The following is a 24238-nucleotide window of genomic DNA, read 5'->3' as shown; positions in this document are numbered from 1 at the left end:
GTCGCTACAGGCGGCCGCCGTAGACGACGCCGCGTTCGCCGTCAAGCGTGACGGAGTCGCCGTCCGCGAGGTCGTCGGGGAGCGTAACGCCGCTCACCATCGGCACGTCGAGTTCGCGCGCTATCATCGCGGGGTAGCCGGTCATGCCGGCGCGCTCGCTGACGATGCCGCCGATGGCGGAGAGGTCGCCGTCGAACTCGCCGTCGAACGCGGCGGGAAGTCCGATGACCGCGCCCGCCGGCACGTCAGTGAGGTCGCCGTCGGGCGCGCGGACGAACGGCCCGGTGACGCGGCCGTCCACGACGGCGCGCCCGACCGCGAGCGTCTCCGCGGCGACGTGCACCTTGAGCGTGTTCGCGGTGTCCGTGCCTTCGAGTTCCGTCATCATCCCGGAGAGCACGACGACGGTGTCGCCGCTGTCCGCGACGCCGGCGTCGAGCGCCGCGCTGACGGAGGAGTCGATGACGTCCGAGGCGTCCCCGGACGCGATGTCCGCGTACTGCGCGTTCACGCCCCAGGAGAGCGCGAGCTGGCGGCGCACGCGGTCGTTCGGCGTCGTCGCGACCACGGGCATCGCGGGCCGGAACTTCGCGACCTTCCGCGCCGTGTACCCGGACTCGGACGCGACGACGACCGCCGTCGCGTCCACGTCCCGCGCGAGGTAGCGCGCCGACCGCGCGAGCGCGTCCGTCCGCCCCTCGTCCGCGTTCGGGACGCGTTGCTCGCGGAGTTCGGCGTACTCCTCGCTTCGCTCGGCCTCCCGTATGATGCGGTCCATCGACTCCACGACCCGCGTCGGGTGGTCGCCGATGGCGGTCTCCGCGGACAGCATCACGGCGTCCGTCCCGTCGAGCACGGCGTTCGCCACGTCGGACGCTTCCGCGCGCGTCGGCCGGCGGTTGTGAATCATCGAGTCCAGCATCTCCGTCGCCGTGATGACTGGCGACCCCGCGTTCCGGCACTTCCGGATGATGCGCTTCTGGATGACGGGCACGTCCTCCATCGGGAGTTCGACGCCGAGGTCGCCGCGGGCGACCATCACGCCGTGCGCGGCCTCCACGATGCTGTCGAGGTTCTCCACGGCGTCCGCGCGCTCCACCTTCGCGATGATGGGGATGTCCGCGCCGAACTCCTCCAGCACGCTACTCACGTCGAGCACGTCGTCGCCGTCCCGCACGAAACTCGCCGCGACGAAGTCCACGCCCAGCTCCGCCGCCATCTCCAGGTCGTTCCGGTCTTTCTCCGTTACGACGTCGAGGCCGAGGCTCACGCCCGGGACGTTCACGCCCTTCCGACTCCCGAGTTCGCCGCCGGACTCGACGCGCGCGACGACGGCGTCCCCCTCGACGTCCTCGACCGTGGTCTCGATGCGTCCGTCGTCGAGCAACACCCGGTCGCCCGGTTCCGCGGCCGCGATGCTCGTCGAGAGGCCGACGCGCTCCGAATCCGCGGTCGTCCCCGGTTCGAACCGCACCGTCCGCCCCGCTTCGAGGTCGATGGTGCCCTCGATGGGCGCGGTTCGCACCTCCGGGCCCTGGAGGTCCACCATCGCCGCGACCGGGTTCTCCGTCGCCTCGTCCACCTCCCGCACGGTCTCCACGAGCGCGCGGCGGTCGTCGCGCTCGCCGTGACTCGAATTCACGCGCGCCACCGTCATCCCCGCGTCCGCGAGCGCACGCACCGACGCCCGGTCGTTCGTCGCCGGGCCGAGCGTGCACACTATCTTCGCGTTCCTCATTACGAGACGGTTGGGCGTGACGGCGCAAAAACCCTCGCCGTCAGTCGCTCACGAACGAACGTGTCGTATGTACGTCCATCGAGTCCTCCGGAGCGCTCGCGCCCCGACCATGGGAGCCAGTAGAAGTCGGCGGGTCGCCTGGAAAACGTTCATACGTGGCGGCCCACGTCGTTCTAGCGCGCAGTCATGAACGTCGCAGGCCTCTCGAAACCGCTCGTCCTCTACGCGGGCGTGCTCGCCGCGCTCACGGTCGGCGCGGTGTACGTCGCGACCGACTCGGGCGTCCTCGTTCTGTTCACCGCTATGGGCGGGATGACCGCCGTCATCCTCAGCGTCGGCAACACCGGGCCGGTGGACGGCGGGAGCTTCGAGAACGCCGAGGGCCTCGACGCCCAGGGCGGCTGGACGGACACCGGTATCGACACCCCGGTCAGCGTTCCCCTCCTCTTCTACGGGGGCGGCGTCTTCCTGTGGAGCGCCCTCATCCTCGTCACCGTCTACGACATCCTCGGCTGAACGCGCTCGAAACGCGCTCGGTGGCCGCCGGGTCGGCGGCGAAGAAAAATCCGGGCGGGGTTACTTGATTTTCGTGCCGGGTTCGGCGTCGCCGTGGGTCGTGAGGAGGTCGGCCTGCTCGCCCGCGGCGAGCACCATGCCGTTCGACTCCACGCCGAACAGCTCGGCCTGTTCGAGGTTCGCGACGACCACGACCGTCTGGCCTTCGAGGTCGTCGGTGTCGTGGAGTTGCTTGAGGCCCGCGACGATCTGGCGGGTCTCGACGCCGATGTCCACGGTGAGTTTCACGAGCTTGTCCGCGCCCTCCACGCCCTCCGCGCTCTCGATGCGGCCGACCCGCAGGTCGAGTTCCTGGAAGTCGTCGAAGCTGATGCGTTCCTCGGTGAGGTCTTCTACGTCCACGCTCTCCGATTCGTCCTCGTCGCTACTCGCTTCTTCGATACTGGCTTCGAGTTTCTCGTTCAGTTCCGCGACGCGCTCGTCCTCGATCTTCTCGAACAGCGCCTCGGGTTCGTCGAACTCTGCCGGCGGCTCCTGGAGGCAGTCCGCGATAGTGGCGTCCGCCGCCGACCCGTCCTCGCCGAGCTGGCTCCAGAGGTCGTCGGCCTTCTCGGGCGTGAACGGCTGGAGGAGCACGGCGACGGCCTTCGTGAGCTGGACGCAGTCCCGGATGACGGGCGCGGCCTCGTCGTCGTCGAGCTTCCACGGTTCCGCGGACTGGATGTACTCGTTCCCGTACCGCGCGAGTCCGACGGCGACCTCGCCCGCGCTCCGGAGGTCGTAGTCGTTGAGCGCGTCCTCGTAGTCGTCCATCGCGGACGCGATTTCGGTCTCCACGTCGTCCGACAGCGCCACGTCGGGCGTGCCGTCGAAGTTCCGCTCCGCGAACAACAGCGCGCGGTACGCGAAGTTCCCGACCACGTCCGCCAGCTCGGAGTTGACGGTCTCCTGGAAGCGCTCCCAGGAGAAGTTCACGTCGCGCTCGAACCCGCTCGCCGTCGCGATGTAGTACCGGAAGAGGTCGGGGTGGAAGCCCTCGTCGAGGTACTCGCGCGCCCAGATAGCGCGGTTCTTCGACGTGCTCAACGCCTTGCCGTTGAGGTTCACGAACCCGGTCGCGCAGACCGCGCGCGGTTCGTTGTAGCCCGCGCCCTTGAGCATCGACGGCCAGAAGACGGTGTGGTGCTGGATGATGTCGCGGCCGATGACGTGGACGATTTCGCCGTCGCCGTCCCGCCACGGCTCCGCCCAGTCGAACTCGTCCGTGCCGACGCGCTCCGAGTACTGCTTCGTGGACGCGACGTACTCGATGGGCGCGTCCACCCAGACGTACAGCACGAGGTCGTCGCCGCCCTCCCCGGGGTAGTCGATACCCCAGTCGAGGTCGCGCGTGATGCAGAAGTCCTCCAGGCCGCCCTCTATCCACTCGCGGGGCTGGTTCTTCGCGTTGTTCGTCCCCTCCATGCGGTTGATGAACCCCTCCAGGTACTCCTGGAAGTCGGAGAGGCGGAGGAACTTGTGCGCGCGTTCGCGGTACTCCGCGTCGTTGCCCGTGATGGCGCTCGTGGGGTTCTCGATTTCGCCCGGTTCGAGGTGGCGCTGACAGCCGTCGTCGCACTCGTCGCCGCGGGCGTGCTCGCCGCAGTACGGACACGTCCCCTCGACGTACCGGTCGGGAAGCCACTGGTCGGCGTCGGGGTCGTACGCGACCTGAATCTCCTTCTCGTAGACGTGGTCGTTCTCCTCCCACGCCCGCACGAACTCCTTCGTGAGTTCGACGTTCGTCTCCTCGTCGGTGTGGCCGTAGTTGTCGAACTCGATGTTGAAGTCCGGGAACGTCTCCGCGTACTGCTCGTGGCGCTCCAGACCGAGTTCGAGCGGGCTGACGCCCTCCTCAAGGGCCTGCACGGCGATTGGCGTGCCGTGCATGTCCGTCCCGGAGACCAACGCGGTGTCCTGGCCGAGCTTTCGGAGGCCGCGGCTGAACGCGTCCCCGTTCACGTACGTCCGCAGGTGGCCGACGTGCAGGTCGCCCGTCGGGTAGGGAAGCCCGCACGTCACCACCGCGGGGTTCTCCGTCGGAAAGTCCTCGTGACTCATGCGTGATACACCTCGCCGTGTGGGCCTAAAGCCCGTGGATTCCGAATCATCTCTCTCGAAGATATGGTTTCGTGTCGAAGCGAGAACGGAGGCGTGGGTTTCGCGGACGCCATGGCCGTATGAGGGCCGAATCCGCGCCCGGTTCGCCCGACGGCGTCGCTACCGCGGACGCATAGACCGCACCAGCGACGCCACTCGTGTCACACTCCCCTCTCGGAGCGCCCCGCGCAAAAACCTTTCAGTCAGACACGACGAGTCTGACGACCATCCCCGCGAGCGGAGCGAGCGGGGGGTAGTCGAGCTTAGTCGGTGAGTTCGACGCCGCCGAAGACGCTGACGCCGGTGAGGACGAGGTCGGGTTCGTCGGCGGTGCCGGGGGTTCGACGGCTGTCTTCGAGGCCGCCGAAGACGTTGACGCTCTCCGTTTTGACGGTCCAGTCCTCGGGGACGCGGATTTCCGCGCCGCCGAAGACGGAGACGATTTCGAGGACGGCGGGTTTCTCGGCGGGCGTGGCGTCCCGGAGGTCGATGGTGGGGCCGCCGAAGATGGCGACCACGTCGCCGCCCCGGAAGTCGTCGCTCCCGATGCGCTGGGAGTCGCCGCCGAAGATGGAGACGGACGTGAACTCGCCGTTCGCGCTCGCGGTGTGTCCGCGGTGTCGGCGGCCGCGGTTGAGGAGGATGAGGACGCCGAGCAGGACGAAGACGGCGGGCCAGTAGGTGGCGATGGTGTCCTCGGGGAGGTAGTCGAGGTTCCGGAGGAGGAACGCGCCGGCGACGGCGATGACGAGGACGGGCCCGGTGAGGTTGCGGCCGCGGGACGCGACGAGCGACCACGCGCCGAGCAGGACGAACAGGCCGGGAAACCACGTCCAGAGGTCGATGGATTCGACGGCGTCGGTGGTGAACAACAGGAGGACGGCACCGAGGAGGACGAAGAACCCGGCCGACCCCCAGCGGCGTGACGTGCGTGCCATGCGCGGCGGTTTCGCGTCCGAGCGGATAAGCGTTGAGTCTCAGACGGCGGCGGTGAAGCCCTTGAGGAAGATGACGGTGACGACGAGGCGGCCGACGCTCCCGGCGAAGGTGGCGAGCGCGAACTTGAGTTCGTCCTTCTCGATGACGCTGAACGCGTAGATGGAGAGGGTGTCCGGGAACCCGGGGACGGTGAGGCCGACGGCGAGGCCGGCGTACCCCCACTTTCGGACGAGCGCGACGACGCGCTGTTTCGACCACTCCATCGGGTCGTACCCCATCCGCTTGAGGGTGTTGACGACGGGGCCGGAGTGGCTCGCGCCGTGTCCGACTTCGAGGGCGATGACGCTTCCCAGGGATTTGCCGACGCCGGACGCGACGATGACGATGGCGAGTTCGACCGGTTGCGGGAAGCCGAGTTGGAGCGTGCCCGTGCAGACCGCCGCGCCGGTGCAGACGGGGACGAGCACGACCTCGGAGGGGAGCGGGAGGACGAACGCGATGAGGAAGGAGTAGACGACGATGAGGAAGATGCCGCCCCAGCCGGTCGCGGCTTCGACGGCGTGCTGGAACCATCCGAAGTCCAGGCCGAACAGCGCTAGCATTCCCGGGCACTCACCGTGGTTCCGGCGCGTACGTCGTCGAGCGCGGCGAGGAAGTCGGTGAGCATCTCCCGGGTGACGTGGGGCATGCAGACGACGCGGGTCTCCCCCGATGCGGTTCGGGAGATCCGCCAGTCGCGTTCGCGGAGCGCGTCGAACTCGCCGGGCGGGAGGTCGAACGCCACCAGGGGGAGCGTCGGGTCTATCGCGTCGTAGTCCCGCGAGCGGAGTTCGCTCACCAGCCAGCGCGCGTTCTCCATTCCGCGCTCGTAGTTCTCCCGGTAGCCCTGCGGCCAGAGCGCGCTGATGGCGGCGTGCGCGCCCGCGACGCCCGCGCCGCTCCGCGTGCCCGTCAGGGTCGCCTGGCCCGTTGTTTCGAGGTAGGGCGTGTCCACCGCGAGCGCGTCCAGCACCGACGCGTCGCGGGCGAGGAACCCGCCGGCGGGAATCGGTGCGCGCCCCATCTTGTGCGGGTCGATGGTCATCGTGTCAACGGGCGCGTCCGCGAAGTCCCAGTCGTACTCGGCGAAGGGAAGGCAGAATCCGCCCCAGGCGGCGTCCACGTGGAACAGCGCGTCCGCATCCGCCGCCACGTCCCCGAGCGCGGGAATCGGGTCCACGCGGCCGAACTCCGTCGTCCCGGCGACGCCGACGACCATCGCGGTGTCGGAATCGACCGCGGCCTGCACGGCGTCGAGGTTCGCGCGCCGGTCGTCGTCCACGGGCACGAGGCGGAGTTCGACGCCGAGCACGTCCGCCGCCTTCGGGAAGCTGAAGTGCGCGCTCTCCGGCGCGACGACGTTCGGGCTGTCGGTGTCGGCGAGGTCGCGCGCCGCCCGCACCGCCTGCATGTTCGCCTCCGTCCCCCCGGACGCGACGTACCCCTGGGGGTCGTCGAGGTTCGTAATCTCACCCAGCATCCCCACGACCTCGTCCTCCAGTTCGGACACTGCGGGATAGGTCGCGGGGTCGCCGGGGTTGTCCGCGAGAAATGTCGCTGCCGCGTCGCGCGCGTCCGGATGCGGAACCGTGCACATCGAGGAGAGGACGCGAGTGAAGTCCTGCGGCGCGGCGTCCATACGTTCGAGAAGTAGGGCGCGTGGTTTAGCGGTGTCGTTCTCAGCGCACCGAATCGAGGATGAGGCGCTGTTCGGTGCGCTTCACTTCGTGCTGGACGTCCCGCACCGCGTCGATGTTCGCGGAGATGCTCGACACGCCCTTCTCCACGAGGAAGTTCACCATCTCCGGCTTCGACCCCGCCTGCCCGCAGATGCTCGTCTCGATGTCGTGCTCGCGGCAGGTCTCGATGGTCTGTCCGATGAGCTTCAACACCGCGGGGTGGAGTTCGTCGAACCGGTCGGCGACGTTCTCGTTGTTCCTGTCCACGGCGAGCGTGTACTGGGTGAGGTCGTTCGTGCCGAACGACGCGAAGTCGATGCCCGTGTCCGCCATCTCGTCGATGGTGAGCGCGGACGCCGGCGTCTCCACCATCACGCCCCACGTTCGCTTCCCGGTGTCGATGCCGACCTTCTCCATCAGGCGCTTCGCGCCGTACACGTCGCTCGCGTCGTTCACGAGCGGGAACATGATTTCGACGTTGTCGTACCCCTGCTCGTACAGTCGCTTGAACGCCTCCAGTTCGTGCTCGAACACGTCCGGCTCGTCGAGACTCCGTCGAATCCCGCGATAGCCGAGCATGGGATTGTGCTCGTGCGGTTCGTCCTGGCCGCCCTCCAGTTGCCGGAACTCGTCCGTCGGCGCGTCGAGCGTCCGCACCCGGACGGGCCGCGGGTAGAACTCCTCCGCGACGCCGCGCACGCCCTCCACGATTTCGTCCACGTACGCGCGGACGCCGTGGTCTGCGACGTACTTATCGGGCGTCTTGTTCGTGGAGAGAATCATGTGCTCCATCCGCAGGAGGCCGACGCCGTCAGCGCCCGTCGCGGCCGCGCGCTCCGCCGCTTCCGGGATGGAGACGTTCACCTTCACCTCCGTCGCCGTCATCGGCTTCACGGGCGTCTTCGGGCGCGCCTCCTCGATGGGCTCCGTCTCCTCCTCCTTCTCGGGGCGGCCCTCGCGGACGGTGCCCTTGTCGCCGTCGATGGTCACGATTTGGTCGTCCGCCAACACGTCCGTGCCGTTCCCGGTGCCGACGACCGCGGGACAGCCGAGTTCGCGGCTGACGATGGCGGCGTGACTCGTCATCCCGCCCTCGTCCGTCACGATGCCGGCCGCGCGCTTCATCGCCGGCACCATGTCCGGCGTCGTCATCTCCGTCACGATGACGTCGCCCTCTCCGACCTTGTCGAGCTGGTCGAGCTTCCCGACCACGCGCACCGCGCCCGACGCGATACCCGGGCTCGCGCCCAGTCCCGAGACGAGGCTCTCGCCGTCCCCGGACGCCGCCGCCTCGGGTTCCGCGTCCTCGTCGATGGTCGTGATGGGGCGGGACTGGAGCATGTACGTCTCGCCGCCCGCCATCGCCCACTCCACGTCCTGCGGGCTGTCGTAGTGGTCTTCGACGCGCTCGCCGAGCGTCACGAGCTCCTGAATCTCGTCGTCCGACAGCACGCGCTCGGTGCGCTTCTCGTCGGGCACCGCGCGCTCGACGGTCTCGCCCGTCTCCGGGTCTTTCACGTGCATCACCTTCTTGTCCGCGACGGTCACGTCCTCGACCTCGCCGGTCGCGCGGTCGACGACGTAGTTGTCCGGACTCACCGACCCGGAGACGACGGCCTCACCGAGCCCCCACGCGGCCTCGACGATGACCTTCTCCGCGCCCGTCGAGGGATGGCTCGTGAACATCACGCCCGACTTCTCCGCGTCCACCATCCGCTGGACGACAACCGCGATGTTCACCTTCGAGTGCTCGAACCCCTGCTCCTGCCGGTAGTAGATGGCGCGCTGCGTGAACAGCGACGCCCAGCACCGCTTCACCCTGTCCACGAGGTCGTCGCGCGTGACGTTCAGGAACGTCTCCTGCTGGCCCGCGAAACTCGCGTCCGGCAAGTCCTCCGCCGTGGCGGACGACCGCACCGCGACGAACGCCGCCCCGTCGTCCAGGTCGCCGTACGCCGCCAGCACCTCCTCGCGGATGTCCGCGGGGAGTTCCGTGTCGAGGACGAGTTCCTTCGCGCGGGACTCCGCCTCCGCGAGCGCCGCCGAATCCTCCGGGTCGACGTCCACCGCCTCGAACAGTTCCTCCTCGATGCCCGTCTCCTCGATGAACGCGCGGTACGTGTCCGCCGTCACCACGAACCCCGGCGGAACCGGGAGCCCGGCGTCCGTGAGTTCGCCGAGAGACGCGCCCTTGCCGCCGACACTCTCGATGTCGTCGGCCCGTACGTCCGCCAGCCAGCGTACAGCCATCGAGTGGCTAGTCCGAGAATACGATAAAGAAGGTTCCGGACCGCGCGGCGCGCGTCACGCGTGACGCAGGACTTTAGCCGCTCGGTCGTCTCCGCCCGGCCATGGACGCAAAACGGGCCTTCGTCTGGGCGGGGAAGTACTTCGCGCTCACGTCGCTGTTCGCCGTCGTCGGGTTCGCGCTCATCGCCGTTGGCGGCTACTACGGCCTCCAGGAGGGGTTCGCCGCCTACGAATCGACCGAGTCCTACACGTCGTCGCTCGCCGCGGGCGCGCCCGGCTTCGTCGTCGCGCTCGTCGGCCTCGTCGTCTACCGACTCGGGAAGGCGTGGGCGTTCTTCAAGACGCTCACCGCCGCGACCGAGGAGGAGGTCGGGGAGACGTTCGACACGGAACACGTGAAGAGCGACATCGTCGCCGTGCTCGACGACCGGCTCAGCGACATGCAACACGACCTCCAGTCCGTGAACCGCGAACTCCGCGACCTCAAGACCGAGGACGACGAGTTCTAGGCTTCCAGTATCTCGTCGCTCTCGTCGTCCGGCACGCGGAGCGTGCCGTCGAGCGCGGTGGTCGCGGTGCCGCCGACGCGAACCGTCGCGCCGTCCACGGTCGCGCGAACGGTGCCGGGGCGGTCGAGGAAGTGGCCCTGCTCGAACACGAGTTCGTCCGGGAACCCGTCTCCCTCCAGCGACACGTCCGTCGCGGCGGGGCTCTCGCCGCCGCCGCGGAACGCGCCGACGTGGTCGAGGTAGGCCGCGGTCGCGCCGCTCGCCGTGCCCGTCACGGGGTCTTCGTCGATGCCGAGCAGGGGGCAGAACGCGCGGCCGTGCACGTCCGCGCCGCCGCTCAGCGTGTCGAACGTGAACGCGTACACGCCCTCCGCGTCCACGTCCTCGCAGAGCGCTTCGAGCGCGTCGAAGTCGGGGCTGGCGTCCCCCAAATCGGAGAGGAACTCCACGCCGACGACGAGGAACGGCAGGCCCGTGGAGGCGACCGCGAACGGCAGGTCGGCCACGAGCGCCGACGCCGGGACGCCGAGCGCCGACGCGACCCGCTCGCCGTCGAGCGCGACCTGCCGAACTTCGGGCGGGTTCTGCGTCATCCACACCGTCCCCGACTCCGTGAGTTCGATGTCGAGCGTGCCGACGTTCGTCTCCAGCGTGTGCGTCCCCGCGTCGATGCGGTCGCTCTCGAAGAGCCGGGCGTGGCTCGCAATCGTCGCGTGCCCGCACAAGTCCACCTCGGTCGTCGGGGAGAAGTACCGGACGCGGCGGTCTGCCGTCTCGCTCTCCCGGACGAACGCCGTCTCGCTCGCCCCCAACTCGGACGCGACCGCGAGCATCTGCTCCGCACTCAGCCCGTCGGCGTCCGGCACGACTCCCGCGGGGTTCCCCGCGCAGGGTTCGTCCGCGAACGCGTCCACGAGGAACGCCCGCACGCTCTCACTCATACCCGTCCGTTCCGCCGGGCGCGTGTTCCGTCTTTCCCTCCGAGCCAGCCCGCGAGGTCGGTGACCACGGACGCCGCGACGTGTCCCTCCGCGACGTACTCGCCGGGGTTCGGCGGGCCCTCCCCCGGCATGAACAGGTGGTTCAGGGCGTCGTAGAGCCGGGCGCGGTTCTCGGGGAGGGCGTCCCGCCACGCGGGAAAGTCCGCGGTCGCGCTCACCTGGTAGTCCCGGCCGCCCTGGAGCGCGTACACGTCGGCGTCGAGGCCGCTCGCGGTTTCGACGGGGTCGTAGTCCGCGACCGCGCGCCAGAAGTCGGCGCTCCACGAGAACCCGCCGCCCGCGTAGTCGCCGGCGGCGAGGCGGTCGGCGGTCTCGCGGGCCGCGGTCAGTTGCTCGCGCTCGGCGTCCGTGACGGTGCCGTCGAGCTCCGCGAGGTACGCGACCTGGGCGGGGACGAGTTCGTAGAGCGGTCGGGACGGCGCGGCGAGCAGGAACGCGTCCGCGTCCCCGTCCCGGGCGGCGATTCGGGGCGCGGCGTACGCGCCGAGGCTGTGCCCGACCACGGCCGTCCGCGACACGTCGGTTTCCGCGCGGAGCCGCGAGAGCGCCGTCAGCGCGTCCGCGACGACGAGCGCCTCGAAGTCGAGGTCGGTCGCCGCGGCGTCGCACGCGTACGTCCGTTTCTCGTACCGGAGCACGGCGACGCCGCGGGACGCCAGCCCCCACGCGAGGTCTCTGAACGGCTTGTTCGGGCCGATGGTCTCGTCGCGGTCGTGCGGGCCGGACCCGTGGACGAGCACGACGCCGGCGTCCGCGCCCCCGTTCGGCACCGTCACCGTCGCGCCGAGCGAGCACGCGGGGCTGTCGAGCGCGACCTCGCGCTCCGCGAACGCCGACTCGTCCGCGTACTCCGGCGGCGTGTACTCGCCCGCGACCGGCACGAAGTAGAGACCGACGATGTCGGCCGCGTCGAACGTCACCTGCACCGCGACGACGCCGGCCTCGAACTGCGCGCGCACCACCAACACGTCGTACCCCTGGCTCGTCGTGCGCGTCACGCCCGCCACGCCGACGAACGCGCCGTCCGCGGCGGTGGTCTGCTCCCACGCCGACCGCAGGCCCGCCGCGGACAGTTGCTCGCGCACCGACGCCGACAGCATGCCGTGCGCGTCCTCGTACGCGCCGTCCGCGAGCAGGCTGACGAACCGCACCGCCGTCTCGCGCTGGCGCTCGGGGTCGGTCGTCGTGGTCGCGCCCGTCGTGGTTGCGCTCGTCCCGGTCGTCGCCGTCGGGTCGGTCGTCGTCGCCGTCGTCGCGCTGTCGCCCTGGCAGCCGGCGAGCGCGAGTAGTCCCGCCGCGCCCGCGCGGAGCGCGTCCCGCCGCGTCGGTCGTCTCATACGTCCTCTCTCGACTGCCAGCGAAATGAACGCTTCTCCTCGTCCCATAGATTAATCATCTCTAATCGTGATATTTTACGCATGGATCCGAACGACCAACGGTTCGTGCGATGGCTCCGGGAGGACGTCGGGAGCGCGCTCCGCGGCGTCCTCTCCTACCACGGAAGCGAGTTCGAGGTTCACTACCTCCGCGCCGACCTCAAGGAGGACGACGCCTGGCGCAGTAACGTCCGCGCCGACCTCCCCGACCTCGTGGAACTTGCGCGCCGCGAACACGCCGCGAACGACCTCGGCCTCTTCGGGGACTTCTCGGGCACCGTCCGCGTGTTCTCGAACGCCGTCCTCGTCCAACTCCCCGTCGCCGACGACGCGGGCTACGGCGTCAGCGTCGACACCGACGTGACGCCGAGCGTCGTCGGATTCATGAACACCGCGACCGCCCACATCGAACAGGAGCGCGACTGACCGCGCCGGACGCGCCACGCCCCTGACTACGCCTGTAAACCGTTAAGTGGCGACGACACCGAGAGTCGAGCGGAATGAGCGACCTCCCGGACGATTTCAAGTGCACTATCACGAACTGGGAGTACATCTACGGTCTCTGCCGGGACGTCAGCGACCAGGTCAAGCGCGACGAGTTCGAACCGGACGTGGTCGTCGCGCTCGCGCGCGGCGGCTGGTTCGCCGGTCGCTGTCTCTGTGACTTCCTCGGACTGAACGACCTCACGAGCCTGAAGATGGAACACTACGTCGGCACCGCCCAGAAGTCGGGCGAACCCGAAGTCCGCTATCCGATGCCGGAAGGCTCCGTCGAGGACAAGGACGTCCTCATCATCGACGACATCGCGGACACCGGCGGCTCCATCGAGCGCGCCCACGAGTACGTGGACGAGCGCAACGCCAACGAGGTTCGTACCGCGACCCTCCAGCTCCTCGGGACGAGCGAGTACGACCCCGACTTCGTCGGCGAACGCCTCGAAGACTGGGCGTGGATCGTCTACCCCTGGAACTTCATCGAGGACATGATAGACATCATCGAGGGCGTGATGGAGCGCGCCGACACCGCCACGTTCTCCCGCGCCGACATCCGCCACTACCTCTCCGAGTACCACGACATCGAACGCATCGAGATGGAGATCGCCCAGCCCGACCGACTGGACGAAGTCCTGGAGGAGATGGTGCGGCGGGACGCGCTCGTGAAGACGAGCGACGACGAGTGGATGCGGCGCGCGGACGCCTAGTCGGCGCGAATCAGCATGTGTTTCACGCGGCGCACGCCGTCGAAGTCCCGCAAGCGATAGGTGAGTTCGCGGACGCGCGCCACGTCCCCCCGACAGAACAGGGATTCGAGACACCACTCGCCCTGATGGGTGTGGCTCGTGTTCAGTATCACGTCCTGGTACTCGTGCTGGACGCCGTGCAGTTCCTCGATGACCTCGTGGTGGCGGTAGTCGAATCCGACGAGCGCCACCACCTCGCCCGTCATCGCCTCCAGTCGGTCGTGCGCCTCCACGTACTCCTGCATCGCCTCCCTGACCGCCCGCGAGCGGTTCGCCAACCCCTCGTCCTGCCAGACGCGGTCGAACTCCGCGACCACCTCGTCCGGGATGTTGAAACTCGTCCGCATACCCGGAGTCGGGTCGCCCGCCACAAGAACCTCCGTATGACGACACCCCGCGACGGGTATTAACAACCCTTACCTCTCGGAGGTCGCTCGACTCGCGTATGCTCCACGGTGACGCGCTCGGCCTGCTCGTCGGCGCGGTCGCGCTCGGCGCGATTCACGGCATCGAACCCGGCCACGGCTGGCCCGTCGCCGCGTCCTACGCGCTCGACCGCTCGAACAAGTGGCTGCACGGCCTCGCCGCCAGCGTCCTCCTCGGCGTCGGCCACCTCGTCTCCAGCATCGCCATGGTCGCCGTCTTCTTCTACGCCAAGTCCTACTTCTCCCTCACCCAGGTCAACGAGCCGCTCACCGTCCTCGGGTTCTCCATCGGCGGCCCCGTCAGCGTCGTCGCCGGCGTCCTCCTCGTCCTCCTCGGCGTCCGCGAATACACCGGCCACGGACACAGCCACGACCATTCGCACGGAGCCGGCCACGAACACGGCCACAGCCACGACGAACCCGGACACGACGGCCAGTCACACGACGACCACGACCACGGTCACTCGCACGGGGATGGCCACGACGGCCACGGGCACTCGCACGACCACCACGACCACTCGCACGACGACGGCGGGTCGGGGTCGCTGGCGTCGCGGGTGTGGTCGCGGGTGCGGGGCGTGTTCGTTGGCGGCGGGCACTCGCACGACCACGGGTTCGGGGAGGAGGCCGACCGGGGGCTGTGGGGTATCGCGTGGTTCGCGTTCCTGCTCGGGTTCGCGCACGAGGAGGAGTTCGAAATCATCGGGCTGTGCGCGGGCTCGACGTACTGCCTCGAACTGATGACGGCGTACGCGCTCACGGTCATCGTCGGCATCGTCACGCTGACGATGCTGCTCGTCGCGGGCTACGAGCGCTACGAGGCGCGCGTCGAGGCGTACGCGCCCTACCTGCCCGTGTTCTCGGCGGTGGTGCTCGTCGCGATGGGGGCGGGGTTCGTGCTCGGCGTGCTCTAGGGCGATGACGGACGGCTTAAGTCCGCGCCGGCGCGAGAACCCAGCATGATAGGCTTCATCGGCGGGAGCGGTATCTACGAGGCCCTCCCCCTGTCGAACGTCACGGAACACGAGGTATCGACGCCGTACGGCGACCCGAGCGCGCCCGTCACCGTCGGCGAGTTCGGCGACACCGGAACCGAGGTCGCGTTCCTGCCGCGGCACGGCCCCGACCACCAGCGCGAACCGACGAACCTCCCCTACCGCGCGAACATCTACGCGCTGAAGGAACTCGGCGTCGAGCGCGTGCTCGCGTCGAACGCGGTGGGGAGCCTCCGCGAGGACTTGCCGCCGCAGACGCTCGTGGTTCCCGACCAGATTTTCGACCGCACCAAGCACCGCGACTCCTCCTTTTTCGGGGACGGTATCGTCGTCCACCAGCCGTTCGCGGAACCGTACTGTCCGCACATGGTCGACCACCTGCACGACGCCGCGAGCGAGGCGACGGACGCCGACGCGGAGAAGGGCGGGACGTACGTCTGCATCGAGGGCCCGCAGTACTCCACGAAGGCCGAATCCGAGTTCTACCGCGCGCAGGGATGGGATCTCGTCGGCATGACCGCTATTCCGGAGGCGAAGCTCGCGCGCGAGGCCGAGATGTGTTACGCGACCGTCGCCGGCGTCACCGACTACGACGTGTGGAAGGAGGACAGCGAGGTCACGCTCGAAGAGGTTCTGGAGAACGCCGCCGCGAACGAGACGGCGATCAAGCAGACAATCGAGCACGCCATCGAGACGCTCCCCGACGCGCGGGAGTGTGACTGCGGGCACAGCCTCGAAGGGACGGTGAACACGCCGACGGACGCCATCCCCGCGGAGACCCGGGAGCGCGTGGACATCTTCGTCGGCGACTACCTCTAATCTTCACCGAATCGCTCAGAAAAACTAAATAGGTGGCGTTCGTCCACTAGGGTAGTCATGGAATCAGACGCGACCCGCGCCGAATCGTTCGCCGCCCGTCTCGCAGACCTCAAGCGAACGGGCTGTGCGGTTCTCGTTCGCGGTGACACGCGCGGGACGAACGGCGTCTGTGACCGCCTCCTCGGCGACCCCTCGCTCGACCGCCGGAGCGTCGTCGTCTCCACGAGCGACGCCGACCGCGCGCTCACCGTCCGCGACGGCCGCGACCTCTCAAGCGACCAGTTCGGCGTCGTCGACGCGTCCGGCGGCGAGTACACGCGCTCCGCGGTCGCGGCCAGCGGCTCGACGGCCGCGCTCCCGGAACCCGACGCCGCGCAGACGTGGCGCACCACCGTGGACGACCGCACCGCGTTCCCCGACGTGCTCGCGGCCATCGACGACCACATCGACCGCCTCTTCCCCCGCGACCCGGGCGCGGGCGAACTCCGCGTCTGCCTCCACACGCTCGACGCGCTCCTCGACGCGGTGGACGGCGGCGAAACCACGGAAGAAGACTTGTTCCGGTTCCTCCAACTCCTGACGGCGCGCGTCCGCGAGAGCGACGGCATCCTCCACGCGCACGTCGCCGCCGGCATCCCGGAACGCCATCTCGCGGTCTACGAACCCCTGTTCGACGCGACTATCGACGCCGAATCCCGGCCGGGCGGCGGCGTCCGGCAGAAGTGGCGACTCCACGACTCCGGACTGGAGTCCGCGTGGCTCACGCTCGACTGACCCAGAGGTCGTCGAACAACTCGTCCTGTTCTAAGTAGACGCTCCCGCGGTGCGCGAGGAAGAGGAGCGCGAGGAACGTCTCCACCCGCGTCCCGCCCGCGTCCGCGATTTCCTCGTAGAGGACTTCGTCCCGCCCGCGGTCAAACCGCTCGCCGAGCGCGTCGTTTACGTCCTCGATGGTCGCCTCGATGTCCTCCTCGTGCGCGGTGCCGAGCGCCTCCGCCTCGGTCGGCTCGTCGTCCAGCCGCATGTCGTCGCCCGTGTGGTAGTCGAGCGTCTGCGTCCCCCGCCGGAACCCCTGCGGGGAGGAGTCCGTGTCGTACGTCCGGGATTCCTTCCACCACGACCCGCGCTCGGCCTCCCGGAGGCTCCGCACGAGTTCGTCCAGCGTCTCGGGCGTCCCGCGGGCGTCCTTGCGTTCGAGCCGCCGATCCATCTCGGCCTCCAGCGCGTCCACGGGGTCGAACCCGGGCATCCCGTCGTCCGTCGCTTCGGGCGCGTCCCACGGCGCGGGCTCCGGCTCCTCGGGTTCGTCGGGCTCGTCCGGCTCCAGGAGCGCGTCCGACTTCATGCGGAGGAGGACGCTCGCGTAGAACAGCGCGCGGCCGGACGTGCGGAGGTCGGCCTCGTCGAGGCGTTCGAGGAACGCGTCCGTCACGTCCACGATGTCGATGTCCCACGGCTCTATCTCGCCCTCTTTCGCCAACTGCACGAGCAGTTCGACCGGCTCCACTTCGTCGTCGTCGCTCTCGTCGGCGTCGAACAGGTCGGTCGCGTCCGCGTTCGCGCCCGATGGCGGCTCCCTTTCCTCGTGGCCGGCGATAGCGAGCGCGTCCTCGGGGTTCTCACTCATCAGTCGTCACCGCTCGCTTCCGCGTGCTGGCCGGTGAGGTCGATTCCCGTGACGGCGGAGACGTTGTTCTCCTGCATCGTCACGCCGATGGCGCGCTCGGAGCGTTCGAGCATCGCGGAGCGGTGGCTGACGACGATGAACTGCGCGTCGCCCGCGAGTTCGTCCACCATCTCCCCGACCCGGTCGGCGTTCACGGCGTCGAGGAACGCGTCAACCTCGTCCAGCGCGTAGAACGGCGCGGGGTTGTACCGCTGGATGGCGAAGATGAACGCGAGCGCCGTCAAGGACTTCTCCCCGCCGCTCATCGCGTCCAGCCGCTGGACGGGCTTGTCCCCGGGCTGGGCTTTCATCGTCAATCCGCCCTCGAACGGGTCGTCCTCGTCTTCGAGCACGAGTTCGCCCGACCCGTCGGAGAGCCGGCTGAAGATGCGCTGGAACTGCTCGTCTATCTCCTCGTACGCGTCCATGAACGTCTCGCGCTTCTGGGACTCGTAGGACTCGATGCGCTCGCGGATGCCGTCTGCCTCCGCGACGAGCGTCTCGCGCTTCTCCCGGAGGTCGTCCAGGTCGGCCTCGACCTCGTCGTACTCCTCGATGGCGAGCATGTTCACCGGCTCCAGCGCCTCCATCTCGGCTTCCAGGTCGCTGATGCGCGCCTCGACCTCGTCCAGGTCGGGCACGTCCTCGGGGTCGAACTCGCCGACGACGGCTTCGAGCTCCTCGATTTCGGCTTCCAGTCGCGCGACCGTACTCTCCGCGCGCTCCAGTTCGCCCTTCGCGTTCTCGACCTTCGACGCGTACTCGTCGCGGTCGGACTGCGCCTCCGTCAACTCCGCCTGCAAGTCCTCGCGCTCGGACTTGAGGTCGGCGAGTTCGTCCTCCAAGTCCTCGACGGCGGCCTCCTTCTCTTCGAGGAGGTCGCGCTGGTCGTCGATCTTCTCCTCCAACTCGCGGATGCGCTCTTCCTGCTCGGCCTTCTTGTTCTGCGCGGCCTCGATGTCGTCGTGCCGGTCTTCGATGGCCTCCTCCGCGTACTGCTTCTCCAATTGGAGGCTGTTCAGTTCGCCGTCGAGGTCGTCGATTTCGTCCTCCAACTCGTCGATGTCGGCCTCGATGTCCTCCTTCTCCGCGGTGAGTTCGGGGATGCGGGAGTCCGCGAGTTCGGCTTCGAGTTCGTCGATGTCGGCCTCGATGGCCGCGATCTCCTCGTTCGTCTCGTCCAACTCGCCGTCGAGTTCCTGCATCCGCGCGTCCACCTCCTCGCGCTCGTCCTCGATTTCCGCGATGCGGGCTTCGAGGCTGTCGATGCGTTCTTCGGTCTCCTCGCGCTCGCGCTCGACGCGCTCGATGTCGGACTCGATGGAGCGCACCTGGTCGTTCGCGTCGGACTGCCGGTCGCGCGCCGCGTCGAGGCGCTCCTCCACGTCGCGCACGTCTTCCCGGATGCTCCGGCGTTCGTCCTCCAGTTTGTTGATTCGGGTGGCGACCCGCTCCAGCTGGCCCTTCCCCGTCTTGGAGAAGGAGTACCGGCTGCCGGAGCGACTGCCGCCGGTCATCGCGCCCGACTTCTCCACGAGGTCGCCGTCCAGCGTGACCATCCGGTAGTCGCCCATGAACTCGCGGGCGGTCTCCATGTCCTCCACGACGAGCGTGCTCCCGAGCACGTACGAGAAGATGGGCGCGTACTGCTGGTCGAACTCCACGAGGTTGTACGCGAAGTCCACCACGCCCGGGTCGCTCGGTTTCCGGGGGAGCGAGCGGTTCTGCATCTTCGTGATGGGGAGGAAGGTCGCCCGTCCCGCGTTCCGCGACTTCAGGAACTCGATGCACTGCTGGCCGACGCTGTCGTCGTCCACCACGACGTTCGCCAACCGTCCGCCAGCGGCGGTCTCCGCGGCGGTCGCGTACTCGCCGGACACGCCGCCCAACTGGGCGACCGTCCCGTGCACGCCCTCCCGGTCGGCGTTCAGAATAGTCGATACCGCGCGGCCGTACGAGGAGTCCCCGGACTCGTCCGCCTGCGCTTCGAGGCGCGCGTACTCCTCTTGGGCCGCGGAGAGGTCGTCCTCCACGTCCGCGAGGTCGTCCTGCAACTCGGATTTCTCCTGTTTCAGGTCGGCGACCACGTCCTCTATCTGCGCGGCGTTCTTCTTCGCCTTCTCCAGCTCCGACTGGAGGTCGTCGAGCTTCGCGTCGAACTCCGGCAGCGACTCGCGCGCCTCGTCCAACTCCGTCTCCACCTCCGAGACCTCGTTCGACCGCCGGCGCGCCTCGTCCAGCAATCGGTCTTTCTCCCGCTGGAGGTCGTTGCGCGCCGACTTCGCGTCCTCCAGCGCGGCCTTCTTCTCCTCTAACTCCGCCTTGAGCTCGTCGAACTCCGTGTCCACGGACGCGATTTCGTCCTCGACGGCCGCGAGTTCCTCCTGCTTTCCTTGTACGTCCGTCTTCAGCGACGCCTTCTCGACCTTGATGTCGCGAATCTCCCCGTCGAGGTCGTCTATCTGCTCTTGCTTCCGGTCGATTTCGACGAACGCCTGCCGGCGCGCCGACTCCGCCTCCTCGACGCGCTCTTCTGCGGCCTCGATCTGGTCTTCCAGGCGGCCGATTTCGCCCTTCACCTCCTCGATTTCGCGTTTGAGTTCGAGCTGTTCGTCCTCGCCCTTCCGCTCGATTTCCGCGTTCAGCTCCGCGAGTTCGTCTTCGAGGCGCGCGACACGCCCGCGGCGGCTGTCGAGTTCGTCCTGGAGCGTGTCGCGGCGCTCCGTCCACGTCTCGACCTCGTCCGCCGCGTCCGCGAGCGACTCGCGTTTCTCCGCCAGCTCGGCGGCCTGCACGTACCCCTCGTACTCGGACTTCTCCTCGCGGAGCTCCTGGTATTCGAGCGCCGTCTCGCGCTCCTCGGAGAGCTGTTCCAGACGGTTCTCCTTCTCCTCGATGCGGAGGTCGGCCTCGTCGATGCGCTCCTCGACGACGTCGAGTTCCTCGTACGCGTCCGCCTTCTTCGCGTCGAACTCCGCGACGCCCGCGATTTCGTCGATGATTTCGCGGCGCTCGCCCGCGGTCATGTTGATGATGCCCGTCACGTCGCCCTGCATCACGACGTTGTACCCCTCCGGGGTGACGCCCGCCTGCGCGAGCAAGTCCTGGATGTCGGAGAGGTTCACCGAGCGGCCGTTCAAGTAGTAGTACGAGTAGTAGTTGTCCTCGGTGCGCTTCACGCGCCGCCGGATGGACACCGTGTCCACGTCGCCCACGTCGTCGCTCCCGGCGGCGTTCACGACCTGCGAGCGCGAGAGCGTGCGCTCCTCGTTGTTCAGCACGACTTCGACGCTCGCCTCCCGCGGCCCGCCGGCGTCCTCGTCGCCGTCGTGGCTCGGGTTGTAGATGAGGTCGGTGAGCTTCTCCGCGCGCATCCCGCGCGTCCGGGCGAGACCGAGCGCGAACAGCACGGCGTCGATGATGTTCGACTTCCCACTGCCGTTCGGCCCGCTGATGGTGGTGAAGTCCTCGTAGAACGGGATTCGGGTGGTGCGTCCGAAGCTCTTGAAGTTCTCCAGGACGATTTCGTCGATGTACATCGTGGCCTATGCGACGATGATGTCGTCGCCCAAGCCGGACTCGTCTTGGTCGTCCTCGGTGTCGGCGTCTGCCTCCGCCTCCGCGTCGGCTTCTTCCGCGGCCGCCGCGGCTTCCGCGTCCCGGCGCTCGTCGCGGGCGCGCTCCGCGGGTTCGTTCAGGCCGAGTTCCTCTTCGAGTTCCCGCACTCGCTCTGTCGTGTCCACGAGTTCCTCCGTCAGGCCGCGAACCGTCGCTTCCAGTTCCTTCACGCGGCCTTCGAGTTCTTCGACGCGTTCGTCACTCATACCCCAATGAACCGCATGTGACTGTATAAAACCGGCGTCAGACAATTATCAAGTACTAGCTACGTCTCCGTTCGTCAGTTCTAAGCCGCGCGACCCAGAAACGTGGCGTAATGAGTACGCAGGCCGCCGAAACGGACCTCCAGTCCGTCATCGGGCTGGAAGTCCACGTCCAACTCGAAACGGACACCAAGATCTTCTGTTCGTGTTCGACGGACACCGCGGACGCGGAGCCGAACACCCACACGTGTCCCGTCTGCCTCGGACTCCCGGGCGCGCTCCCCGTCCTCAACGAGGCGGCCGTCGAGTCCGCCGTCCGACTCGGAAAAGCCCTCCACTCGGACATCCCCGAACGCACCCGGTTCCACCGGAAGAACTACTTCTACCCCGACCTCCCGAAGGGCTTCCAGATAACGCAGTACGACGCCCCCATCTGCGACGGCGGCGAACTCGAAATCAACCACGAGGGCAGTCGGCGCACCATCGAACTCGAACGCGCGCACCTCGAAGAAGACCCGGGGAGCCTCCAGCACGTCGGTGGGAGCATCGAGACCGCGGACTACACGAAGGTAGACTACAACCGCGCCGGCACGCCCCTGATGGAAATCGTCACCAAACCGGACTTCCGGGAACCCGGCGAGGCGCGGGCGTTCCTCGCGAAACTCGAAGAAGTCCTGGAGTACCTCGGCATCTACGACTCCGGCCGGGACGGCAGCCTCCGCGTGGACGCGAACATCTCGATGATGGAGTCCGCCGAGTTCGACGCCGACGGCCGGCCGAGCGAGGAGGCGCTCGCGGCCGCGAACCGCACCGAGGTGAAGAACATCTCCAGCCACCGGGGCGCGGAGTCCGCGCTGTCCTACGAAATCGCCCGCCAGCGCAACCTCCTGAAGCGCGGACGCGCGGTCGAACAGGAGACCCGGGCGTGGAACGAAGGCTCGGGGTCGACGGTGTCGATGCGCTCGAAGGAAGAAGAGAAGGACTACCGGTACTTCCGCGAGGCCGACATCCCTCCCCTGGAGGTCTCGGACTGGAAGGAGGAACTCGACATCCCTGAGTTGCCGGACGCGCGGCGCGAGCGCTTCCGCGAGGAATACGGACTGTCGGAAGAGGCGGCGTCGAAGCTCACGTCCACGAAGCAGGTCGCGGACTTCTTCGAGGACGTGGCGACCGAGTACGACCCCGCGCTCGCCGCGACCTGGGTCGCGGACAACCTCCTCGGCGAACTCAACTACCGCGACATGGCCATCACGGAAATCGAGGGCCGGTTCGACGAGTTCACGCGCCTCGTCGAACTCGTCGCCGAGGACGAGATTACGGAGAAGAACGCGCGCGAGGTCGTGTTGCGCGAGATGCTGGACGAGGCGCACGACCCCGACACCGTCGTCGAGGAACACGACCTCGGGAAGACCTCGGGGAGCGAGGTCGAGGCCGCGGTCGAGGAGGCCATCGAGGAGAACCCGGACGCGGTCGAGGACTACGAGTCCGGCGACGAGGGCGCGCTCAACTTCCTCGTCGGCCAGGTGATGCAGAAGACCGGCGGGAGCGCCGACCCCGGCCAGGTGAACGAACTCCTCCGCGAGCGCCTCTAGAGCGACACGCCTTCGTCCTCGCGCTCGTTCTCCCGGGTATGAGCGACTACAGTCTCCGGGAGGAACTGCCGACGCCGGAGCGCTTCTGCGAACTCCGCGAGGTCGCCGGGATGGCTCCGCGAACCGTCGTGGACGCCCGCCGAGGCCTATCGAACAGCCTGTACGGCGTTACGATGGTGCACGAACCCAGCGGTGAGACGGTCGGGATGGCGCGCGTCGTGGGTGATGGAGCGACGGTGTTCCACGTCTGCGACATGGCCGTCCACCCCGACCACCAGCGCCGCGGCCTCGGGTCGCGGCTGATGGACGCCGTCGCCGACTACCTCGACGAGCACGCGTCGGAGACGGCGTACGTGAACCTCCTCGCGGACGTGGACGGCTTCTACGAACAGTGGGGATTCGAGCGCACCGCGCCCGAGACGAAGGGAATGTATCGGCCGTGACTTAGAACCCGCCGCGGGAGACGATTTCGTCGAGGGGTTTCCGGCCGTTCGGTTCGTCGCCGCCCCGGAGGTCTTCGGGGAGCGTGTCGGTGGGGGCGGGGTCGCCGATTGCTATCATCGCCTCCGCGTCGTAGTCGTCGGGCGCGCCGAGTTCTTCCTTCGCGGCGTCGTGGTCGAACCCGCCCATCGGGTGCGCGACGAGGCCGCGTCGGGTCGCTTCGAGCGCGAGGTTCTCCCACGCCGCCCCCGCGTCGAACGAGTGCGCGGACCGCTCGCGGCCCTCCTCGTCCGTCGTCTCCGAGAACAATACGACGAGCACGGCCGCGTTCTCCGCCCACTGACGGTTCCAGTCGTTCGGGAGCGAGACGAACGTCTCCCACTCGTCGTCCCGCCGGTCGGCGTACGCGAACCGCCACGGCTGCGTGTTCCGCGACGACGGCGCCCAGCGCGCCGCCTCGAACACCGGCAGGTAGTCCCGTTCGGGTACTGGCTCGCCGGTCATCGCGTACCCGGACCAGCGGTTCACGAACAACGGATCCACGTCGCGCGTCGGCGTGCGGTTCGCCGCGACCTCCTCGCGGAGCGACCGCTCGGATTCCACTTCCTGCATTGACTGTCGATAGCGCGCGGGCGGCTATACAGGCTTCGAACGCGGCGGCGTCAGCTGACTCACGGGGCGTCCGTCGAGATGTCGAACCAGTGGCCGCCGCGGATGTAGTCGAACCCGATGAGCGCGAGCGACCCGCCCCCAATGGCGGAGATGGCGACGTACCACAGGTTCACGGGGTCACTCAGGAGGGAGCCGAGAACGAGCGTCGCGCCGAGTGCGATGTCCGCCAGGCCGACGAGTCGGTGCCAGCCGACGGCGTCGCGGACGGGATTCGGCACGCCCACGAGCACCATGAGAACGCCGGCGAGCGCGAGCGCGAGTGGCTGGAGGGCAGCGATGCCGGACGGCGTGAACGCGACGAGCAGGCCGACGCCGGCGACGGCGAGAACGCCGCCCACGACGGCGAACCACCGAGCGGGCCACTGCATGCGCGGAACTCC

23 protein-coding genes are annotated in these 24238 nt (G+C 68.4%); 9 read left to right on the top strand and 14 right to left on the bottom strand.

Annotated features, from left to right (window positions below; translation table 11 throughout):
- Window positions 1-4: 4 nt before the first annotated feature.
- Window positions 5-1738 (bottom strand): pyruvate kinase, encoded by a 1734-nt coding sequence (pyk, locus tag LI334_RS10210; RefSeq protein ID WP_227260722.1) that lies wholly within the window; start codon window positions 1736-1738, stop codon window positions 5-7.
- A 186-nt stretch (window positions 1739-1924) separates the two neighbouring features.
- Between pyk and LI334_RS10205 the strand changes: the two genes are divergently transcribed.
- Window positions 1925-2254 carry a hypothetical protein gene (locus LI334_RS10205; protein WP_227260721.1) on the top strand — a complete coding sequence of 110 codons (330 nt, stop codon included), beginning with the start codon at window positions 1925-1927 and terminating at the stop codon, window positions 2252-2254.
- A gap of 60 nt (window positions 2255-2314) precedes the next feature.
- On the opposite strand, the gene metG is transcribed toward LI334_RS10205, so the two are convergent.
- From metG to ppsA, 5 genes are all read right to left on the bottom strand, one after another.
- Entirely contained in the window at window positions 2315-4354 is a 2040-nt protein-coding gene (gene metG / locus LI334_RS10200; protein WP_227260720.1) for a methionine--tRNA ligase, read from the bottom strand.
- 302 nt (window positions 4355-4656) lie between these two features.
- The gene (locus LI334_RS10195) at window positions 4657-5331 is read right to left on the bottom strand and encodes a LiaF transmembrane domain-containing protein (protein ID WP_227260719.1); all 675 of its coding nucleotides are present in this window, start codon (window positions 5329-5331) and stop codon (window positions 4657-4659) included.
- Between the two features lie 39 nt (window positions 5332-5370).
- Window positions 5371-5934 carry a YqaA family protein gene (locus tag LI334_RS10190; protein ID WP_227260718.1) on the bottom strand — a complete coding sequence of 188 codons (564 nt, stop codon included), beginning with the start codon at window positions 5932-5934 and terminating at the stop codon, window positions 5371-5373.
- Window positions 5928-7010, bottom strand: a complete 1083-nt coding sequence (gene mfnA, locus LI334_RS10185; RefSeq protein ID WP_227260717.1) for a tyrosine decarboxylase MfnA — start codon at window positions 7008-7010, stop codon at window positions 5928-5930. Before mfnA ends, LI334_RS10190 begins: the two co-directional genes overlap by 7 nt.
- A gap of 40 nt (window positions 7011-7050) precedes the next feature.
- Window positions 7051-9300, bottom strand: coding sequence for a pyruvate, water dikinase (gene ppsA / locus LI334_RS10180; RefSeq protein WP_227260716.1), 2250 nt, complete (start codon window positions 9298-9300; stop codon window positions 7051-7053).
- A 101-nt stretch (window positions 9301-9401) separates the two neighbouring features.
- Here ppsA and LI334_RS10175 point away from each other — a divergent pair, with 101 nt between their 5' ends.
- Window positions 9402-9809, top strand: a complete 408-nt coding sequence (locus tag LI334_RS10175) for a hypothetical protein (protein WP_227260715.1) — start codon at window positions 9402-9404, stop codon at window positions 9807-9809.
- Here the strand turns inward: LI334_RS10175 and LI334_RS10170 are convergent.
- Both LI334_RS10170 and LI334_RS10165 read right to left on the bottom strand, forming a co-directional pair.
- Window positions 9806-10750, bottom strand: a complete 945-nt coding sequence (locus tag LI334_RS10170; RefSeq protein ID WP_227260714.1) for a PhzF family phenazine biosynthesis protein — start codon at window positions 10748-10750, stop codon at window positions 9806-9808. The two genes, LI334_RS10175 and LI334_RS10170, sit on opposite strands and share 4 nt — an antisense overlap.
- The gene (locus LI334_RS10165; protein ID WP_227260713.1) at window positions 10747-12147 is read right to left on the bottom strand and encodes a DUF3887 domain-containing protein; all 1401 of its coding nucleotides are present in this window, start codon (window positions 12145-12147) and stop codon (window positions 10747-10749) included. The genes LI334_RS10170 and LI334_RS10165 overlap by 4 nt, the downstream gene beginning before the upstream one ends.
- An 81-nt stretch (window positions 12148-12228) precedes the next feature.
- Between LI334_RS10165 and LI334_RS10160 the strand changes: the two genes are divergently transcribed.
- Both LI334_RS10160 and LI334_RS10155 read left to right on the top strand, forming a co-directional pair.
- Window positions 12229-12612 carry a DUF7522 family protein gene (locus LI334_RS10160; protein WP_227260712.1) on the top strand — a complete coding sequence of 128 codons (384 nt, stop codon included), beginning with the start codon at window positions 12229-12231 and terminating at the stop codon, window positions 12610-12612.
- A 74-nt stretch (window positions 12613-12686) separates the two neighbouring features.
- On the top strand, window positions 12687-13388 hold the full coding sequence (locus tag LI334_RS10155) for a phosphoribosyltransferase (protein WP_227260711.1): 702 nt from the start codon (window positions 12687-12689) through the stop codon (window positions 13386-13388).
- On the opposite strand, the gene LI334_RS10150 is transcribed toward LI334_RS10155, so the two are convergent.
- Entirely contained in the window at window positions 13385-13774 is a 390-nt protein-coding gene (locus tag LI334_RS10150) for a CopG family ribbon-helix-helix protein (protein WP_227260710.1), read from the bottom strand. The genes LI334_RS10155 and LI334_RS10150 overlap by 4 nt on opposite strands.
- Window positions 13775-13872: 98 nt before the next feature.
- Between LI334_RS10150 and LI334_RS10145 the strand changes: the two genes are divergently transcribed.
- From LI334_RS10145 to LI334_RS10135, 3 genes are read left to right on the top strand one after another with little or no spacing between them, the layout of a single operon-like run.
- Window positions 13873-14766, top strand: a complete 894-nt coding sequence (locus tag LI334_RS10145; protein WP_227260709.1) for a hypothetical protein — start codon at window positions 13873-13875, stop codon at window positions 14764-14766.
- A gap of 45 nt (window positions 14767-14811) precedes the next feature.
- Window positions 14812-15666 (top strand): S-methyl-5'-thioadenosine phosphorylase, encoded by an 855-nt coding sequence (mtnP, locus tag LI334_RS10140; RefSeq protein WP_227260708.1) that lies wholly within the window; start codon window positions 14812-14814, stop codon window positions 15664-15666.
- A 57-nt stretch (window positions 15667-15723) separates the two neighbouring features.
- Window positions 15724-16440 carry a DUF7504 family protein gene (locus LI334_RS10135; RefSeq protein ID WP_227260707.1) on the top strand — a complete coding sequence of 239 codons (717 nt, stop codon included), beginning with the start codon at window positions 15724-15726 and terminating at the stop codon, window positions 16438-16440.
- Here the strand turns inward: LI334_RS10135 and LI334_RS10130 are convergent.
- From LI334_RS10130 to LI334_RS10120, 3 genes are read right to left on the bottom strand one after another with little or no spacing between them, the layout of a single operon-like run.
- A complete protein-coding gene (locus tag LI334_RS10130; RefSeq protein ID WP_227260706.1) occupies window positions 16427-17293 on the bottom strand; it encodes a segregation and condensation protein A in 867 nt (288 codons plus the stop codon). The genes LI334_RS10135 and LI334_RS10130 overlap by 14 nt on opposite strands.
- A complete protein-coding gene (gene smc, locus LI334_RS10125) occupies window positions 17293-20871 on the bottom strand; it encodes a chromosome segregation protein SMC (protein ID WP_227260705.1) in 3579 nt (1192 codons plus the stop codon). Before smc ends, LI334_RS10130 begins: the two co-directional genes overlap by 1 nt.
- A gap of 6 nt (window positions 20872-20877) precedes the next feature.
- Window positions 20878-21156, bottom strand: coding sequence for a DUF7518 family protein (locus tag LI334_RS10120; protein WP_227260704.1), 279 nt, complete (start codon window positions 21154-21156; stop codon window positions 20878-20880).
- Window positions 21157-21266: 110 nt separating this feature from the next.
- On the opposite strand from LI334_RS10120, the gene gatB reads away from it, so the two are divergent.
- The gene (gatB, locus tag LI334_RS10115; protein WP_227260703.1) at window positions 21267-22745 is read left to right on the top strand and encodes an Asp-tRNA(Asn)/Glu-tRNA(Gln) amidotransferase subunit GatB; all 1479 of its coding nucleotides are present in this window, start codon (window positions 21267-21269) and stop codon (window positions 22743-22745) included.
- A 38-nt stretch (window positions 22746-22783) separates the two neighbouring features.
- The gene (locus LI334_RS10110) at window positions 22784-23188 is read left to right on the top strand and encodes a GNAT family N-acetyltransferase (RefSeq protein WP_227260702.1); all 405 of its coding nucleotides are present in this window, start codon (window positions 22784-22786) and stop codon (window positions 23186-23188) included.
- A 1-nt stretch (window position 23189) separates the two neighbouring features.
- Here LI334_RS10110 and LI334_RS10105 read toward each other — a convergent pair whose 3' ends face one another.
- Together LI334_RS10105 and LI334_RS10100 are read right to left on the bottom strand one after the other, a co-directional pair.
- Window positions 23190-23798 (bottom strand): nitroreductase family protein, encoded by a 609-nt coding sequence (locus tag LI334_RS10105; protein ID WP_227260701.1) that lies wholly within the window; start codon window positions 23796-23798, stop codon window positions 23190-23192.
- A gap of 59 nt (window positions 23799-23857) precedes the next feature.
- Window positions 23858-24226 carry a hypothetical protein gene (locus LI334_RS10100; protein ID WP_227260700.1) on the bottom strand — a complete coding sequence of 123 codons (369 nt, stop codon included), beginning with the start codon at window positions 24224-24226 and terminating at the stop codon, window positions 23858-23860.
- Window positions 24227-24238 lie beyond the last annotated feature (12 nt).

It is taken from the genome of Salarchaeum japonicum (genome assembly GCF_020614395.1).
Taxonomy (GTDB): domain Archaea; phylum Halobacteriota; class Halobacteria; order Halobacteriales; family Halobacteriaceae; genus Salarchaeum; species Salarchaeum japonicum.
The sequence above is the reverse complement of the archived record's forward strand: the minus strand, read 5'-3'. Positions and strand labels throughout refer to the sequence as shown.